16 protein-coding genes are annotated in these 16,515 nt (G+C 53.2%); 3 read left to right on the top strand and 13 right to left on the bottom strand.

Going from position 1 to position 16,515, the window contains the following annotated elements; genetic code table 11:
• Positions 1-191: 191 nt before the first annotated feature.
• Positions 192-1,886: a bifunctional UDP-sugar hydrolase/5'-nucleotidase UshA gene (gene ushA, locus ON072_RS02675; protein ID WP_093982861.1), complete on the bottom strand. Its 1,695-nt coding sequence runs from the start codon at positions 1,884-1,886 to the stop codon at positions 192-194.
• 663 nt (positions 1,887-2,549) lie between these two features.
• Positions 2,550-3,221, bottom strand: coding sequence for an alpha/beta hydrolase (locus tag ON072_RS02670; RefSeq protein WP_044734340.1), 672 nt, complete (start codon positions 3,219-3,221; stop codon positions 2,550-2,552).
• Positions 3,222-3,401: 180 nt separating this feature from the next.
• Between ON072_RS02670 and ON072_RS02665 the strand changes: the two genes are divergently transcribed.
• Positions 3,402-4,412, top strand: coding sequence for a glutathione S-transferase family protein (locus ON072_RS02665; protein WP_261752459.1), 1,011 nt, complete (start codon positions 3,402-3,404; stop codon positions 4,410-4,412).
• Between the two features lie 4 nt (positions 4,413-4,416).
• Here ON072_RS02665 and ON072_RS02660 read toward each other — a convergent pair whose 3' ends face one another.
• The 4 genes from ON072_RS02660 to ON072_RS02645 form a co-directional block, all read right to left on the bottom strand.
• Positions 4,417-4,644: a DUF3389 family protein gene (locus ON072_RS02660; RefSeq protein WP_025009501.1), complete on the bottom strand. Its 228-nt coding sequence runs from the start codon at positions 4,642-4,644 to the stop codon at positions 4,417-4,419.
• Positions 4,645-4,714: 70 nt separating this feature from the next.
• Positions 4,715-5,197 (bottom strand): FKBP-type peptidyl-prolyl cis-trans isomerase, encoded by a 483-nt coding sequence (locus ON072_RS02655; RefSeq protein WP_261752458.1) that lies wholly within the window; start codon positions 5,195-5,197, stop codon positions 4,715-4,717.
• 70 nt (positions 5,198-5,267) lie between these two features.
• On the bottom strand, positions 5,268-6,152 hold the full coding sequence (locus tag ON072_RS02650; RefSeq protein WP_234519015.1) for a WYL domain-containing protein: 885 nt from the start codon (positions 6,150-6,152) through the stop codon (positions 5,268-5,270).
• A 136-nt stretch (positions 6,153-6,288) separates the two neighbouring features.
• On the bottom strand, positions 6,289-7,500 hold the full coding sequence (locus tag ON072_RS02645) for a lytic murein transglycosylase (RefSeq protein ID WP_391564184.1): 1,212 nt from the start codon (positions 7,498-7,500) through the stop codon (positions 6,289-6,291).
• Between the two features lie 209 nt (positions 7,501-7,709).
• Between ON072_RS02645 and ON072_RS02640 the strand changes: the two genes are divergently transcribed.
• Together ON072_RS02640 and ON072_RS02635 are read left to right on the top strand one after the other, a co-directional pair.
• Positions 7,710-8,069, top strand: coding sequence for a DUF2750 domain-containing protein (locus tag ON072_RS02640; protein WP_025009498.1), 360 nt, complete (start codon positions 7,710-7,712; stop codon positions 8,067-8,069).
• Between the two features lie 71 nt (positions 8,070-8,140).
• A complete protein-coding gene (locus ON072_RS02635) occupies positions 8,141-8,779 on the top strand; it encodes a hypothetical protein (RefSeq protein ID WP_129979023.1) in 639 nt (212 codons plus the stop codon).
• On the opposite strand, the gene ON072_RS02630 is transcribed toward ON072_RS02635, so the two are convergent.
• The 7 genes from ON072_RS02630 to ON072_RS02600 all read right to left on the bottom strand — a co-directional run bounded on the left by ON072_RS02630 (position 8,780) and on the right by ON072_RS02600 (position 16,124).
• A complete protein-coding gene (locus ON072_RS02630; protein WP_028779355.1) occupies positions 8,780-9,718 on the bottom strand; it encodes a chemotaxis protein CheV in 939 nt (312 codons plus the stop codon).
• A gap of 233 nt (positions 9,719-9,951) precedes the next feature.
• Positions 9,952-10,563 carry a class I SAM-dependent methyltransferase gene (locus tag ON072_RS02625; RefSeq protein ID WP_261752457.1) on the bottom strand — a complete coding sequence of 204 codons (612 nt, stop codon included), beginning with the start codon at positions 10,561-10,563 and terminating at the stop codon, positions 9,952-9,954.
• Between the two features lie 64 nt (positions 10,564-10,627).
• Complete coding sequence (locus tag ON072_RS02620; protein ID WP_025009494.1) at positions 10,628-11,221, bottom strand: hypothetical protein; 594 nt, start codon at positions 11,219-11,221, stop codon at positions 10,628-10,630.
• Positions 11,222-11,369: 148 nt separating this feature from the next.
• Positions 11,370-12,041: an exonuclease domain-containing protein gene (locus ON072_RS02615; protein WP_261752456.1), complete on the bottom strand. Its 672-nt coding sequence runs from the start codon at positions 12,039-12,041 to the stop codon at positions 11,370-11,372.
• A gap of 1 nt (position 12,042) precedes the next feature.
• On the bottom strand, positions 12,043-13,890 hold the full coding sequence (locus ON072_RS02610; protein ID WP_261752455.1) for a DUF294 nucleotidyltransferase-like domain-containing protein: 1,848 nt from the start codon (positions 13,888-13,890) through the stop codon (positions 12,043-12,045).
• 221 nt (positions 13,891-14,111) lie between these two features.
• On the bottom strand, positions 14,112-15,845 hold the full coding sequence (locus tag ON072_RS02605) for a sodium:solute symporter family protein (RefSeq protein ID WP_025009491.1): 1,734 nt from the start codon (positions 15,843-15,845) through the stop codon (positions 14,112-14,114).
• A 12-nt stretch (positions 15,846-15,857) separates the two neighbouring features.
• Positions 15,858-16,124 carry a DUF4212 domain-containing protein gene (locus ON072_RS02600; protein ID WP_025009490.1) on the bottom strand — a complete coding sequence of 89 codons (267 nt, stop codon included), beginning with the start codon at positions 16,122-16,124 and terminating at the stop codon, positions 15,858-15,860.
• Positions 16,125-16,515 lie beyond the last annotated feature (391 nt).

Below are 16,515 nucleotides of genomic sequence, written 5' to 3'. Positions count from 1 at the left end.
GGCACGGCCTTTCATTTATCGGTCAAGGCGCTTCCCCTGCCGACACTCAATAGATAGGGTCGGGCAATGGTATTTCAAGTCCAGGTAGAATTATTTGGTTAAAAATCACTCAAAGCCACATGGCCACCCTGCTCTTTTGCCACAAAAAAGCAGCCCCGAAGGGCTGCCTCTAAAGTGACTTAAAATGCTATTTACTGAGGCACTTCACAACCCAGTGGGCTGTTGGAGTTTTCATAAACGATATCGCCTACCGGCTCGTAATCAACGGCCTTGATGCTTTGCTTCTCTTTCAGGAAGCTGTAGAAGACTTCGGCATCAACATAGCCGGTTTGTACAGGATCCAGCTTGGGATAGCCGTCACCGCCCGCGGCGTTGAAGCTGGGTACAGTGAAGGTGTAGCTGTCTGTTGCACTGTAATCCTTGCCGTTGACTTCGCTGATAGCGACCGACTTGGCCTGACAGTCAACTGTCATTTTCACACCTGTGATCTGGGCATAAGCCCCTGAACCGCGCTGCATGGTAGCCACTACACCCAGATAATCGCTGAGCTCGGCACCTGTCATAGTGCTCAGGGTGATCATGTTACCGAAAGGCTGCACTGTCAGTACATCACGGTAGCTGATATCACCGGCGGCGATAGAGTCACGTACACCACCCGAGTTCATCACGCCGATATCGGCATTAACCTTGGTGGCCTGCGCCATGGCGAGCAAACGGCCCAGGTTGGTCTGCTGACCACGAACCACGGCGCGATCGCCTTCCAGTTTTCCATCGGTAGTGGCGATGATTTCGCCCAGTTTTTCACTACCCTTGTCCTGATATTGCTGCAGCACAGCCTTCACTGTGGTATCGGCAGGGATCGGCTCACCGGCCAGTTCCTCTGTCTTCTTGCCTTCGGCATCCAGTTTTCTCAGGTTGACCGGGATCAGCTTGTAGCTGGCCAGGTGTAGTTTACCGCCATAATATTCAAAATCGGCGCGGCCAACATATTTACCCCATTCATGGGCTTGCATGATCCAGGTGCCGTTTTGCTGATCAGGGCGACAATCATCACCTGGGTTGAAATCGGCATAGCTCTGGGTACCGGGTTCCATACAAACCGGGTTCTGTGAGTGGCCACCTATGATAACCTGCAGCTGTCCCTCTTCCAGGGCGCGAGCCATGGCCACGTCACCCGGGGCGTTGCTGCCGTTCTGGCCATCGGCATAGTGACCCATGTGAGTGGTCGCCACTATGATGTCGGCGGCTTTCTTATCATTGATCTCTTTGATGACCTTTTTGATCTCTTCTTTGGGATCAGTAAACTCAAGCTCGCCGATAAACTCAGGGTTACCTATCTTGGCGGTATCTTCTGTGGTCAAACCTATGACAGCCACTTTAAGACCTTTAACATCGAAAACCTTGTAAGGCTCGAAGTAACGGGTGCCATCTTTTTTGTAGATGTTGGCAGCCAGCATAGGAAACTCGGCGAGCTCACGCTGCATATCCAACACGCTCAGTGGGTTATCAAACTCGTGGTTACCCACGGCCATGGCGTCATAGCCAATTAGGTTCATGCCGATAAAGTCAGGCTCGGCGTTTTGCAGATCCGACTCAGGCACACCTGTGTTGATATCACCACCGGAGAGCAACAGAGTCTGGCCGCCGTTGCTTTCCACTTCGTTGCGTAAGCGCTCAACCAGCGTCTTACGGGCTGCCATACCATACTCACCGTCACTGTTTTCCCAGAAGCGGCCATGGTTGTCATTGGTGTGTAAAATGGTGAACTTGGTGCAGTTATCGGCGCCGCAGACTTCCGGTGCCGGATCCTTGTCATCACTGTTACAACCGGCGAGAGCAGCCAGAATGGCTGTCGCCAAAAGTCCTTTCATCAGTTTATTAGACATAATTAAATCAACCCCATGTTTTTATTTATTTTTACCATCATCATTAATAAGCGGTGAAGCGAACTTCCCGCGCCCGACATACTAGCAAGATTAAGTCGAACATGTGTCATTTTTATTAATAAAAGTGAGCTAAATGTGTGATTTTAAGGCGGGAAATAATACAGTTTGTTTACGTTACCAAATAACCCCCTAAACGAGGGGGATATCAAAGCGGGATATGCTGCGGGACCAGGATTTAAGAACTCTAACCAACCATAGTTATCTTGCTGTTATTTAAGATAATAACTAAAGCTTGCCATGAGACATGGCTATTGTTTGGCAAAACAAACAGCCCGGGTGATAATTTTCTTGCCCCAGGCTGCTTAATTTTCAGGCGCTCAACCCTTAACTGTCACTTAGGGAAGGTGCGAATAAGTCCTCGTGGCACTCTGGCTTGCACAGCAATTGGCGTTCAAGGCATCTGACTGAATGCATGCCGGGGCCTGTCAAAGTCGGATAACGCAGAGAGCCGGTTGCTGTGCAAGCCCCAAAGGGCGTGGCTTACAGACCTGTCTGCTGTGTTGTGCTTCTTGCAAAGGACTCAGGCCATTTGCTGCGAACCACGCCTTGCATCCAGGCCCGTAAGCCGACGCAGAGCACGCATGGGACTTGTTCGCACCTTCCTTAGCTCAAACGCGCCTGCAGCCACTGACTGATGAGATTAAGCTCCTGCGGTACCACGCCGTGCGCCATTGGGAAAGTGTGCCATTCAAGCCGATATCCCCCCTGCTCAAGCGCCTCTTTAGCCATAAGCCCGGCACTGAGGGCAACCACATCATCCTGCTCGCCGTGGCATTGCAAAATAGGTGTATCACGGTTGGCGCTGCTCACGTCTTCCGGCAGTTGCTCACCTCCAGGCAAATAACAGGACAGCGCCATAATACCGGCCAAGGCTTCGGGATAACGCAGTGCGGTAAAGAGGCTCATCACCCCACCTTGGCTGAAACCGGCAAGCACAATACGGTTGGCGGCAATGCCCTGAGCGACTTGCTGCTCTATGAGTTGTCGAACCAAACGCTCGGATTGCAACACCCCTGGCATATCGGCTCTGTCATGGAGATTGAGGCTCTTGATGTCATACCAGGCGCGCATCACATAGCCACCATTGACAGTAACAGCCTGCTCAGGCGCATGTGGAAACACAAAGCGTATCGAGTGATCGGCAGGCAGTCCCAATGCCGGCACCACAGGGGCAAAGCCGTCACCCGAGTCACCCAAACCATGCAACCAGATAACACAGGCCGTGGCCGGCTCCCGGGGTTCAACAACAACGGCATCCAGGGTGGCTGACGACATAACAACATCCTTCTTGATAGGCAAAAAATGTGACCGACATCATATCAGGCTGAAGATTCCTTGCCAGTACCATTCTAAAAATTCGAATAAAAACACATGTATTTCGCGCTTTACCCATAAATAACCACCACCTAGACTGAGATGCGAGCCATGAAAGCAAAGCCGTTAAAGGAGCGACAGATGGGATTATTGCAGCAGGGCAAATGGGTTGATCAGTGGTATCAGACAGACAAAAGCGGCGGCAAGTTCGTCCGTGAAGATGCAAAGCTGCGAAACTGGATCACCCCGGACGGCAGTCCGGGCCCCAGTGGCCAAGGCGGATTCAAGGCCGAGCCGGGCCGCTATCATCTCTATGTTTCACTCGCTTGCCCCTGGGCCCACAGAACCTTGATATTTCGCGCCTTGAAGGGATTGGAAGCGCTGCTCCCTGTCACTGTGGTCGAGCCCCACATGTTGGAAAACGGCTGGGAATTTGCCACAGAGGCGGCGGGCCCAAAGGGCGGCCACCATATCCAGGGCGCCGAGCAAGACCCTTTGTTTGGCAAAGCATTCCTCTACCAAATTTACCAGCTCGCCGCGGCCGATTACAGCGGTCGGGTGACAGTACCTGTGCTGTGGGACAAACATCATCAGACCATAGTCAGCAATGAATCGTCGGAAATCATCCGTATGTTCAACTCCGCCTTCGATCATCTGACCGGCAATAACCTGGACTTTTACCCGCCCCATCTGAGAGAGGAGATAGATACGCTCAACGAGTTCATCTATCCCAATATCAATAACGGGGTTTACCGGGCCGGTTTTGCCACCTCACAACAAGCCTATGAAGAGGCCTTTGAGCAGCTGTTCAGTGCCCTTGACAGATTGGAGTTGCAATTGAGTGAACGCCGCTTTCTCACAGGTTCACAAGTCACTGAGGCAGACTGGCGCTTGTTTACCACTTTAATCCGTTTCGATGCCGTCTATGTGGGCCACTTCAAGACCAATAAACGCCGCATTGAAGACTACCCGGCGCTGAGCCAATACCTGCGCGATCTGTATCAGTACCCCGGCATTGCTGCCACGGTCAACTTTGAACATATCAAACAGCACTATTACTACAGCCATGGGCAGATAAATCCCAGTCGCGTCGTACCCAAGGGCCCCGAGTTAGACTATCAGCGCAGCCATCAACGCCACAGACTGGAATAGTAAATCACTCGGGCGTCAGGCCGTAAAAGTCTGCCAGTTGCTCGAGCTGTTCATCTGAGTCGAGCCGCAGCTGCCAACGCACGGCGCCGGCATCGGCCAGCAGAATGCAAGGGCCTTTGAGCAAACGGATATCGTCGCTCAGCGCCATCAACACTGTCTGCATGGCCGGCAAGCGTACCTGCAGCTCATTGGGACTCAGCAGCAATCGCCCCTGCTCGCAGTCAATTTTCATCCCCTCTCCTCTCAATGGTTTTTCAATCAAAAACGCCCGCAGAAGCGGGCGTTTTCAGTTAAAGCCAAACTCAGTGGTGATGGCCACCGACGCCATGGGCATGACCATGGGCTACCTCTTCATGGGTGGCTTCACGGGCGGAAACGACTTCGATATCAAAGGTCAGCTCGCGACCGGCCAATGGGTGATTGATGTCCACAGTGGCCATAAACTTGCCCACCTTGACCACAGTCACCTGACGCTGGCCTTGATCTGTATTGACGACCGCGCGCATGCCTGGCTTCCATACTTTGGCGCCCATCAGGTGTTTTACCGATACGCGCTGCTCGGCGCCTTCAACACGCTCACCGTAAGTTTCAGAGGCAGGCAAGGTCACACTGAACTTGGCACCTATCTCTTTGCCTTCAATGGCTTTCTCGACTCCGGGCATCATGTTGTCATGGCCATGCAGATAGGCGATGGGATCGTGCCCCTCGTTGGTTTCCAGCACTTCCCCCTTTTCATCGCGCAGTGTGTAATTGAACTGCACCACCATATCTTCTTTAACGCTCATTCTGAGTCCTCAGTATTCATGATTCCGGCGCAGCTTAACAAAACTGTCGCCTGCACTCCACTGCTTTGGATTACCGCCCGGCGCCAGGCACTATCGCCAGATGCTCGAGTCGCTCCAGCACCTGGTGGTTTTTAAGTGCCAACTGACAAACACCACCATCGATTTGATGCTTAACAGAGCAATCCACACTCCAGCTGCGCAGCAGATATCCGGCCAAGGCCGCGTTGCTGGCCACCTTGAGTTCACCATCCTCCATACGATAGTCGAGCATAATCGCCTCCGGATGCTTCAGGCTCGGATGGGGTACCAACACCAGTTCCACCGGCGTCAACCAGTTGTTGTCGGCTGCCGGTTGCTCCTTGGGCAAGGGAGAGCCCTCAAGTTCTCTGGCCTGCTTGATACGGGTCACCACAAAGTCGTTGAACTTGCCATGCTGTCTGTCAAATGCCCGTACATGCCAGCGCTGGCCGTTGTTGACCAGGGCATGGGGCACAATTTCACGGAGGGTTTCACCGCTTGAGGTGGAAACATATTGCAGTGCCAGCGCCTGCCCTTGCTGAATTGAACGCATCAGCGCCGCGATAATCTCGGTATCCGGATGAATAAGCCGCACCGCATCGAAACAGACCTGGCTGGGAACCAGGGGCTGTGACAAACCATCTCCAAAGCCACGGGCCAGACCCGAGAGAATGGCTTCGGGATCGTGATGAAACAGCGGCTTGAATTCATGCTGGCGCTGATAATGACGGCTGGGGTGCATCAGCTTGAGGTTCTGCGGCGCCAATTCACGATAGAGGCTGAAGTCGCGGGTGGCGGCCGCCAATCCGGTGGCAAACTTGGCAATCAGATCCTGACGACTGACCTGGCCAAAATACTGCAGACTGAAATCGATAAAGGCCAGACGCTGACGCTGGCCGTGACTCAACTTATCTATGTTGCTCATCTCGCTGCTCATATCATTCCCTGAGTTCAAATAGGTGAGGGAGAACGCCAATTTCTGCTGCCGGCATTATCCGGGCAGCTTCTTGGCGCCTTTATGAGCTAACATTAGCCAATCCCTTGGCTGCTGGCAATCATTTTGATTAGCAGAACTAGAGTCCCAGGGCTTTAAAGGTTTCGGCAGAGGGGAAGCCGTCGGCTACCAAGCCTTTGCTGAGCTGAAACGCCTGTAAACTGGCGCGGGAGTTACGCCCGAGAATACCGTCCGGCTTCCCGGCATCAAACCCCTGCTCATTGAGCTTTTGCTGCAGCGCCTTTATCTGGGCGCGGCTCAAGCGGGTTTGCTGCGGCGGTGCTTTGGCCAGCCGTCCGGCGCCACTTATTCTGTCGGCCAAATGGCCTACTGAGATGGCATAAAACTCAGAACGGTTCCAACGCTGGATCACCTGGAAGTTATCGTAGCCGAGAAACGCAGGGCCCTCGTGCCCGGCGGGCAGATAGAGTCTGGCTTCCATCTGGGCCTGTGGCAGCACCTCGCCATTGCTCTGGGTCAATCCCAGCGCCTGCCAGTCGGCGAGAGACTTTTTCTGCCCCAGGTGCTGATAATCAAACGCCTCAGGTAAGCGAACCTCCCTGCCCCAGCGTTCGTTGCGCTGCCACCCCAGGTGAGCAAGAAAGTTTGCCGCCGAGGTCAGGGCATCATCTGTGCTGTTCCAGAGATCCGCCTTGCCGTCACCGTCACCATCGACGGCATAACTGGCGTAGGCACTGGGCATAAACTGGGTGTGTCCCATGGCACCGGCCCAGGAGCCTTGCATATCGGCGGCAGCAAAACCATATTGCTGGCTCAGCTTCAGCGCTGTCATCAACTCCTGGGTAAAAAAGCCAGAGCGGCGGGAGTCACAGGCCAGAGTCGCCAGCGAGTCCAGGACCGGCATCTTACCCTTGTAGCCTCCGAAATTGGTCTCCATGCCCCAGAAAGACAAGAGATATTGCGGCGGCACGCCATACTCGCGCTTGAGCTTGTCCAGCAGCGCCTTGTGCTCAACCAGCAGTTCCCGGCCCTTGGAAACCCGCCAATCGGTTACCCGTTTATCGAAATAGTTGGCAAATGTCTGGGTAAACTCGGGCTGACTGCGATCCAGCTCTATCACTCTGGGGACAAACTTGAGTGGCTTAAGATGTGAGTCGATGGTCTGTTGACTGATGCCCTCGGTAAGGGCCTTGTCCTGCAACTCCACAATACACTGAGGAAAAGCCGCTTCCCCGGCTTTTATCAGGGCTTCTACAGGATCCTCATTCTGGGGGGCTGCCAGCGTTTGCGTGGCCAGCAGCAGGGGAAACCAGGATAATACTCTGAACACCTTCCGACTCCTTAAAAGATTAAACACCCCATCAAGCTCCATCCTAACCAGTCGCACAGCGTTTTTTAAGCCCCGCAGGCATAATTCCCTGCCGTTGAGCCGATTTTTAAGCATTTATTCCTGTTTGTTCATCTGAGGTTAAGATTCACTTGGACTCCAGTGCTTATGCCGTATAATGGCGCCACTAACCCTTGCTCAAGAGAGAGATCATGACTGATTTAGCGCCGGCACTGAGCCAATTTATCGATAACGTCAAAGAGCACCAGCAGGTGTGGGGCTTGCAGGACGACTCCGGCGAAGGCTGGGTGGTGTGTGACTCCAGTGAATATGAAGACACAGATGTCATGCCGCTTTGGTCTGATCAGGCGGTGGCCCAGAGCCATTGCACCGAGGAGTGGGTCAACTTCGCACCCGTAGCGATTTCACTGGAAGAGCTGCTGGAGTTCTGGATTGAAGATCTCAACGAAGATGGCGTATTGATAGGTATCGATTGGCGCGCCGAGCAGGAATGTCCCGAAGTTGAGCCGGTAGAGCTGGCCAAGTTCCTGGTGGACGTGGAAGCCGAATAAGCTTTACCCGGTCGGGAGTCACCAAGGCTCCCGACTTCTTTTAAGACTCAGAGCAGCATCTGCACAACCCTATGCCCTGTCCCTTGGTCGACATCCCCTTTAATTGCCGTCACAGCTGCTGGTTTTGTGCCGAACCCTGCGAGCACGTTTTTGCCTTTAGAGCCTCCCCCCATGCAGAACATGCCTCACTGAGCGTGCCAGCCTGTAAGGAGTGCCTGACGCTGGCCCGCCAACATACTCTCACCTCGATATACGAGTGCCGTATTGCGGTTAAAGATGCGTTGATGAAGCGCTACGCCAAACATCTGGCCATAGGGCTGAATTGGACCCGTGAAGAGCTGGAAGAATCGGAGTTTTCCTGCAAAATTCTTGGCGGCTTTAAACGCAGCGCCTGGTTTATGTATGAAGTGGCCAGAGACAGGATCAATGCCAAGGGCTGGCCCCTGTGTATTGATGGGGTTCCGCTGAGCGACGAGACGCCAAATACCGGGTTTGACTTCGACGGTTTGCACTACAGCTCAGTGTTTGCCGCCATAGAGCACTACGCCAAAAACTTTGCACTGGATAAAGACTTTCTGCAGGCCTTGACTGCCATCTGCGGCCGCGACAGATTTGCCTTTGCCGTGCGCCTGGCCAGACTCAACATAGCCGCGGACAAACGCACCAAGAAGCAACTTATCCGCGAACTGGAGCAGGAAAACAGCCGCTAATCAGCCGAGCTGACGAATTCTGTCCTGCACGGCTTCCACCAGCAGATCCGGCTGGAACTTGGAAATAAAACGATCGCAACCCACCTTTTCCACCATCGCTTTATTGAAACTGCCACTGAGTGAGGTATTGAGGGTGATATAGAGATCGGCCATCCGCTTGTCGTTGCGCACCTCATAAGTCAAACGGTAACCGTCCATTTCAGGCATCTCGGCGTCGGTGATCATCATCAAAATCTGATCTGTCACCTTGAGCCCCTGATCGCACCAGGATTTGAGCAGCGTCAGCGCCTCGCGCCCATCGCTGCGTTCAATCACTTCAAGCCCCAACTGCCCCAAAGTATCGCGAACCTGGCGTCTGGCAGTGGGCGAATCGTCGACAATTAAAATCTTGTGCCCCGGCATCTTGGCCACCAAGGACTCATCCAGCACACCTTCCGAGAGACGCACGTCATAGTGGATGATCTCCGCCAACACCTTTTCCACATCGATAATTGACACCAACTCAGTTTTACCCTGAGTCTCAATACGGGTAATGGCGGTAAGGTAATGATTACGGCCGGCAGTCTTCGGCGGTGGCATGATATCGCCCCAGGTCATGTTGACGATATGCTCAACCTTGCCCACCAGAAAACCCTGCACACTGCGGTTGTATTCTGTGATGATAAGGTTAGCGTCTTCGCCCACCGGCATGGGCGAAAAACCTATGGCACTGCGCAGGTTAATGACAGGGATGGACGTACCGCGGATATTGGCGACGCCACTGATGGCGGGATGACTGCCGGGCATGGCAGACAGTTCCGGCAGTTTAACTACCTCTTTGACCTTGAATACATTGATGGCAAACAGCTGGGTCGAACTGATCCTGAACAGCAGCAGTTCCAGACGGTTCTCACCCACGAGTTGGGTACGTTGATCTACGGATTCCAATACTTTTGCCATAACGACTGCGTTTCCAATTTAACTTCGGAGTATTGAGCAAATTATAGTGGTAAAGCGGCACAACAAACCATGCTTCAAGGCAAATTTAGGCTAAATTGTCTTAAATGATACGCACTTGGATGCTGTTATATCGGTTGCAAAAGGATTAAACGCATAAGTGCTTATAGAGTGGAGCTGGGCAAAAACAAACCGCCAAGCACGACAAGGCCCAGCTTGACCCGTCATTATCCTGCTCAAGCTTTGCCGACGGTTTTACGGGCCAGGATGATACCCGCCAGCGCCGGCAACTGGTGTTGGCGGATAATCTCAAAGTTGCCGGTATCTTCAAGAACAGCCAAGAGTTCAGCGTGATTGAAACGGTTTTCCTGGGGATGTTCAAACAAACGCCGACTCAAGGGATTACAGATAGCAACGCGATAAAGCTCTTCCATGACGAAATAGCCGCCAGGGCGCAATACTCTGTGTACTTCGGCCACCGCCTGTTGCCAATCCGGAATATGATGAAAGGTGGCAAAATCGACCACAAGGTCAAACTGGCTATCGGCAAAAGGCAAGGTGCTGCCATCGCCCTGGCACAGATGCAACCAGTTTTGATCCGAATACCGCCCGGCGCAGTGGCTGACCATGTCGAAATCAAAATCGAGCGCCCACACTTCTTCCGCCCCCAGATCCTGACGCACAAGCGCGATTCCCTCACCAAAGCCGCAGCCTATCTCCAAGGCGCGACTAAAAGCAGGTAAAGGCTTGGCAAACAGCTTCAACAACATCCGCCGCTCCAGCTGTCTTTGCAGCCACAAACGCAGCGGATGCCTGACTATCGATTTTTCAAAGCGATTGAGTTGCATGAATGGCAAACCACCCAAGATAATTCATGGTTAATATTTAAGGCCCTTGCGGCGACAATCATCTTCACTCTTCCCCAAAGGGTTCCAGCGGCAGTTGATCCCAATAGATGCCCTGACCGAAGAAGTCTTCCAACAGTTGATTGAGCCGCGAAAAACTGCTCACCCTTTGCGGCTTGCCACTGATACAGTGCCACACGTACCTGTGGCAGTTATTGTCAAACAAGTCATAATCCCGATACTGAAACAGGCTCTCGCCGGCGCGGGCCAGCGCCTGTTCACTGACCAGGGGCATTCTTTGATGATCGCAGGCAACAAACACCTTGCTGCCGCTGCGACCTGCCAGGAAACGCTTCACCGACACTGGCCGCACAAGGCCGCTGCCGTGGAGTTCGGCCAACATACCGTCACCGAGCCAGATACCTGTGTGTTCAATGACCCCGAATACGTGGCAGCACACCAGCATCCCGGGCTGCACTCGTTTGACACTCTGACTGTGAAACCATTCACTGGGTGTCAGCCGCGCCTGCCCCTTGGCCCCCTTTGTCGGCATATCCTTGAGTACTCGATTGCGGGCGACTTTCTTACGCTTCTGCCCTTCATCGGCAAGCCACACGGCGCCGAGTGCGGCAGAGCCGAGCCAGAGTAACGGAAGTGCCATAGCTTTGCTCCTTAACGCCTTGAGTGGCACTTTGAAATTAATCGAATTCGGGCCGCTTGGCAAAGTTCAATTCGACCAAGCTCAGTTCTGACAACGCTCTGCTCAGTGTCAAACCAAGGGAATACACCCAGGAAGTGCTCACCGACTGCTATACCCAGGAGAGGAAATCGGCCACAGGCTCTTTGGCAGCATCACAGCTTTGCGCCAGAAACAGCTCACCACAGGCCAGCGCGTCAGTCAGGGCATTGTGGGCCGAATACGGCGGCAGATGATAGCGGCTGCGGCAAGCGCCGAGGCGCAGACTACCGCTTGGCAGCACCTCCTGTTGCCGCTGCAGGCGGGTCTTTTCCAGCAGCAGGGTATCTATCACGGGAAGATGCAGCTTAGTACCGTATGCCTGCTGACAAAGCCTGCTGAGAAAAGCGCAGTCCAAAGGAGCATGATGCATCAGTAAAATGCGCCCCTGACTTTGCCGTAACAGCCAAGGCAAGAGCAGTTCGGGCGCCAGCGCCCCCTGTTCAAGATGGCGATCCATAATGCCGTGAATCGTGGCGCTCTGACCGACACTGCCGGCAATACTTACCAATTTGTGGCGGGCGCCGCTGAGCTCCAGTCTGCCTTTGTTGATGGGCACCACACCGATGGAGAGTATCTGATCGCAACCCGGCTCTAGGCCGGTCATTTCCAGGTCCAGCGCCATCAAAGGCGCCTCTGCCACAGGCTTGGATAACACAGGACTCAAGGACTGGTAAAAAACCTTAAGTGGCTCCTTAGCCTGCCAACAATGCCAGGCCAGGCGGGCTTTGTGCAGCAAAGGCATCCTAGAAACTCCGGGTAAACTTGAGTCTCAGCGCCGCCTGGGCATCATGCACGACCTTGAAGGCATCCCTGAGTTGATGACGCATCAGTGAAGAGAGTGCCTGCGGCATCAGAAAATTGCTTATCTTCTGGCCTTGCTCAAACTGACGCCCCTGATTGGCCAGCCGCATATGGGCAATAAATTCATGGGCATCGGCAAGATTAAGGGCATCTTTGCGGCTCAACAGCTTGCTCTCCATCAAGGCGCGGATCCGTTTGGCGGTATTGACCTCTTTGACGCCGGCGGCCAATGCATATACCCGGGCGATGTCATTGATAAGGGCGCTGCCCCTGTGTTTAAGATCCATCCCCTTGACCTCACTGCCATCCCTGTCGAGCACGAATTGGCGGAAAAATCCCAATGGCGGCGACTCACTTAAGGCATTGCCGGTCAGGGCCGCCAGAAAGATATCCTTGTCTTTGGTCTGCGCCAGCACCTTGTCTTGCAGCGCATCGAACAGGCTGTCCGGCCCATATACGGAGCGCATATCGAAAAAGATGCTGGCATGCATCAAGGCCTTGGGCTCAGGGGTGTTGACCCAAGAGGCAAACTTCTGCTGCCAACTTGCCAGCGACAAACACCAGTTGGGGTTTTGCGCCATGATATCCCCGGGGCAGTATACATAACCGCATTCGTTGAGCCCGGCGCACACTCCCTTGGCCAAGGCCTGAAAGTAACCTCTGGCATGCTCATCCGGCTCTTCGGCCAGCAATAAACCATTGTCCTGATCCGAGCATGCGGCCTGATCCTGCCGCCCCTGAGATCCAAATGCCAACCAGCAAAACGCCATCGGCGCCTCCCCGAGCAGCGCCTGATTGAGCTGGATAAGCCTGCGGGTAAGCGCATCGGTAACAGAGGTCAGTACCCGGCCAATCTCCTCGGCACGGGCATCGGCACTGATAAGGTTTTGCAGCAAAAGTGGAATTTGTCGACTGACGCCGATAAGGCTTTGCAAATCTTTTTGTCGCTCTATCTCGCCTATCAGCAGCAAAGGTTGGGATGCCTGACTTCGCAGTATGTCTGTGCTGGTGATCATCCCGACCGGCTGCTCTCGCTCCATGACCGGCAGATGGTGAATGTTGTGCTCGCTCATCAGCAGCATGGCTTCAAATACCAGGGCCTGGGCATCTATGTATACGGGCTGGCGGGTCATGGCTTGAAACACGGCTTCATTGCCGGTAAGCCCCTCGGCCAGCACCCGATTACGCAGATCCCTGTCGGTGAGGATCCCCACTAGTTTGTGATTATCCAGTACCAAGACAGACGACACCCTGTGCTTGCGCATCAGCTTGGCCGCATCCGTGATACAAAGGCGGTGATCGACACTGACAGGCTCATGGGTCATCAGGGTGCTGATCCGGCTGGTCGTGGTCAAATCCCTGGCCCGAAAACGACCTTGGTGGCGCAACCGCTTGGCATAGGCGCGGTTGAAGAAGCGATCGAAGCTGCGGCACTCCAGGCGCAGAGTGTCAAACAGCGCCGGTGGCACATGATAGACCAAACCATCTTCGAGGATCAGCACCTTGTTACTGATCTCCTCGCCCGACAGCAAAGAGGGAAAGCCAAAGCAATCGCCCTCCCCCAAGCGGTCCAGCAACTCGCCCTCGGCATCGCGCACTTCAAAGGCGCCGCTGCGAACGATATAGAGCATGGGGTTGGCCGAATCCAGCGGCACGGCTTTCATCGACTTGCTGTAATAACCTATGCCGATGGTGCGGCAACATTGCTCCAGCAAGGGTTTCGGCAGTTCATCGAAAGGAACCGTCTGTTGCAGAAAGCTGCGAATAGGCAGCAGTTCACTCTCATCCATGGGCGGCCTTTAGAGTTGGACTGACTAATCTCAATATTGCCCACTCTGTATCATGCTGGCTATCTGGCTTTAGTCGAATACCGCCAGAACCAAGGCAGAAAGCCCGAAACAGAAAGCCCAAACCAAAGAAAAATAGAAAGTTGAGTATCCAACCCAAACTGCACTGATAAAAAAATCCCCCGGCCAAGCGGGGGATCTTCCATTTATGCAGCATCAGACTATCAGTGTTCCTGCGCCGTGCCTGCACCTTTGGGGAAACGGATGGATTCAACCATTTCCTGTACATGCTCCGGAACAGCGGCTGTCATCTTGGCAACAATAATCGCCACAACAAAGTTGAGTATCATGCCAATCATGCCTATTCCTTCAGGCGAAATACCAAACAGCCAGTTTTCAGCGCTGTTATCGGCAGGATTAATGAACTTGAAGTAGATGATATAAGCCGCGGTAAAGCCAAGCCCCACCACCATACCGGCTATGGCTCCTTCCTTGTTCATCGACTTGGAGAAAATACCCATCACGATTGCCGGGAACAGTGACGATGCCGCCAAGCCAAAGGCAAAGGCCACCACTGCCGCCACAAACCCTGGCGGATTAATCCCGAAGTAACCGGCAATCACTATACCAACAGCCGCCGCGGTTCGGGCATAGAACAACTCCTTCTTGTCTGAGATGTCCGGCATAAAGTTTTTCTTCAACAAGTCATGGGATACCGAGGTTGAGATAACCAGCAGCAAGCCCGCAGAAGTCGACAGCGCCGCCGCCAGACCACCGGCTGCAACCAGAGCAATCACCCAAGCCGGAAGATCGGCGATTTCAGGGGTCGCCAGCACCATGATATCGCGGTCGATATTCATCTCATTGCTGCTGTCGTCGGTGAGATTACCCTTGGCGTAGTACATCTTGCCGTCGCCATTTTTATCATTCCACTTGATAAGCCCGGTGGTTTCCCAGTTTTTGATCCACTGCGGCGCCGACTCATAGGCAACACCTGTCGATTCAGGACCATTGATGGTTTCTATCATGTTCACCCGGGAGAACGCCGCCAAGGCAGGCACAGTGGTGTACATAATGGCAATAAACACCAGCGCCCAACCGGCACTGATACGGGCATCTTTCACCTTAGGTACGGTAAAGAAACGCACAATAACGTGTGGCAAACCGGCAGTACCTACCATAAGCGCAGCAGTGATGGCGAATACATCTATGGTGCTCTTGGCGCCTTCTGTGTATTCAGTGAAACCCAGCTGGGTTTGCAGGCCGTCGAGTTTTTGCAGCAGATACACCCCGGTATTATTCCCGGCGGCGTCTATCAGTTCAGCGCCAAAACCGATTTGTGGAATGATATGGCCTGTCATCATCACAGAGATAAAGATGGCCGGAACCATAAAGGCGAAAATAAGTACGCAATATTGGGCCACCTGAGTGTAAGTGATCCCCTTCATGCCACCGAGTACGGCGTAGAAGAACACTACCGCCATACCTATATACACCCCGGTATCGACATCCACTTCCAGGAAGCGGGAGAACACCACCCCAACACCGCGCATCTGCCCGGCAATATAGGTAAAGCAGATAAAGATGGCGCAAATCACAGCCACCACTCGGGCCGCCTGGGAGTAATAACGCTCACCAATAAAGTCAGGCACAGTGAACTTGCCGAACTTACGAAGATAAGGCGCCATGCACAAAGCCAGCAACACATAGCCGCCGGTCCAGCCCATCAAGTACACACTGCCATCGTATCCGACGAAAGAGACAATCCCCGCCAGCGAGATAAAGGAAGCGGCCGACATCCAGTCTGCGGCCGTCGCCATACCGTTCATCACTGGGTGAACCCCGCCACCGGCAACATAGAAATCTTTGGTAGAGCCGGCTCTTGACCAGATGGCAATCCCTATATAAAGGGCAAACGAGAGCCCCACAATCAAAAACGTTAATGCTTGAACATCCATACGGCCCGCTCCTTAGTCTTCGTGTACGTTATATTTTTTATCTAAGGCATTCGCTTTGGCCGCATATACGAAAATCAGCACTACGAATACATACATGGAACCTTGCTGGGCAAACCAGAAGCCAAGCTTGAATCCCATAAAATGAATTTCATTGAGAACATCCACCAGCAAAATCCCACAACCGTAGGAAACCACGAACCAGATGGCCAGTAGTGCCAGTACCAAGCGCAAGTTTTCGCGCCAGTACCCCTTTGCCTTGTCATTGTTTTCAAAACCCATAGCGACTCCCCTGTGGTAATAATTATTAAGTCACAGTTAATCTAGCAACCGCCGGGAGTGCCACAATCAAGACCTTAGTCTAACCCCAAATTTACACATTAATAACAATTGTAAAAATCCAATATTTATCAGCTGGTTAAAACAAAATACGCCAATAAAACGCTCGTTTAATTGGCGCTTATTATTAGACCAATGTCGAAGTGATTTTCAGGATGGTTTGCATCAGGAAGCGGCCCTTCTCCGCCATGGGAAGGGTCGAACAAGAACCCAAAGCTGCCATAAACGCTTTTATCGAACCGAGGTGGAATAAACTCTTATGACCATTCAGGCTCTTGTCTGAATTTGTTCGGCAGATTAATGCCAAAAAGCGTAAAAAAAAGAGGCCATTCGG

It is taken from the genome of Shewanella sp. K8, from assembly GCF_028823715.1.
Taxonomy (GTDB): Bacteria; Pseudomonadota; Gammaproteobacteria; order Enterobacterales; family Shewanellaceae; genus Shewanella; species Shewanella algae.
This window is presented reverse-complemented; position numbering and strand designations above follow the sequence as displayed.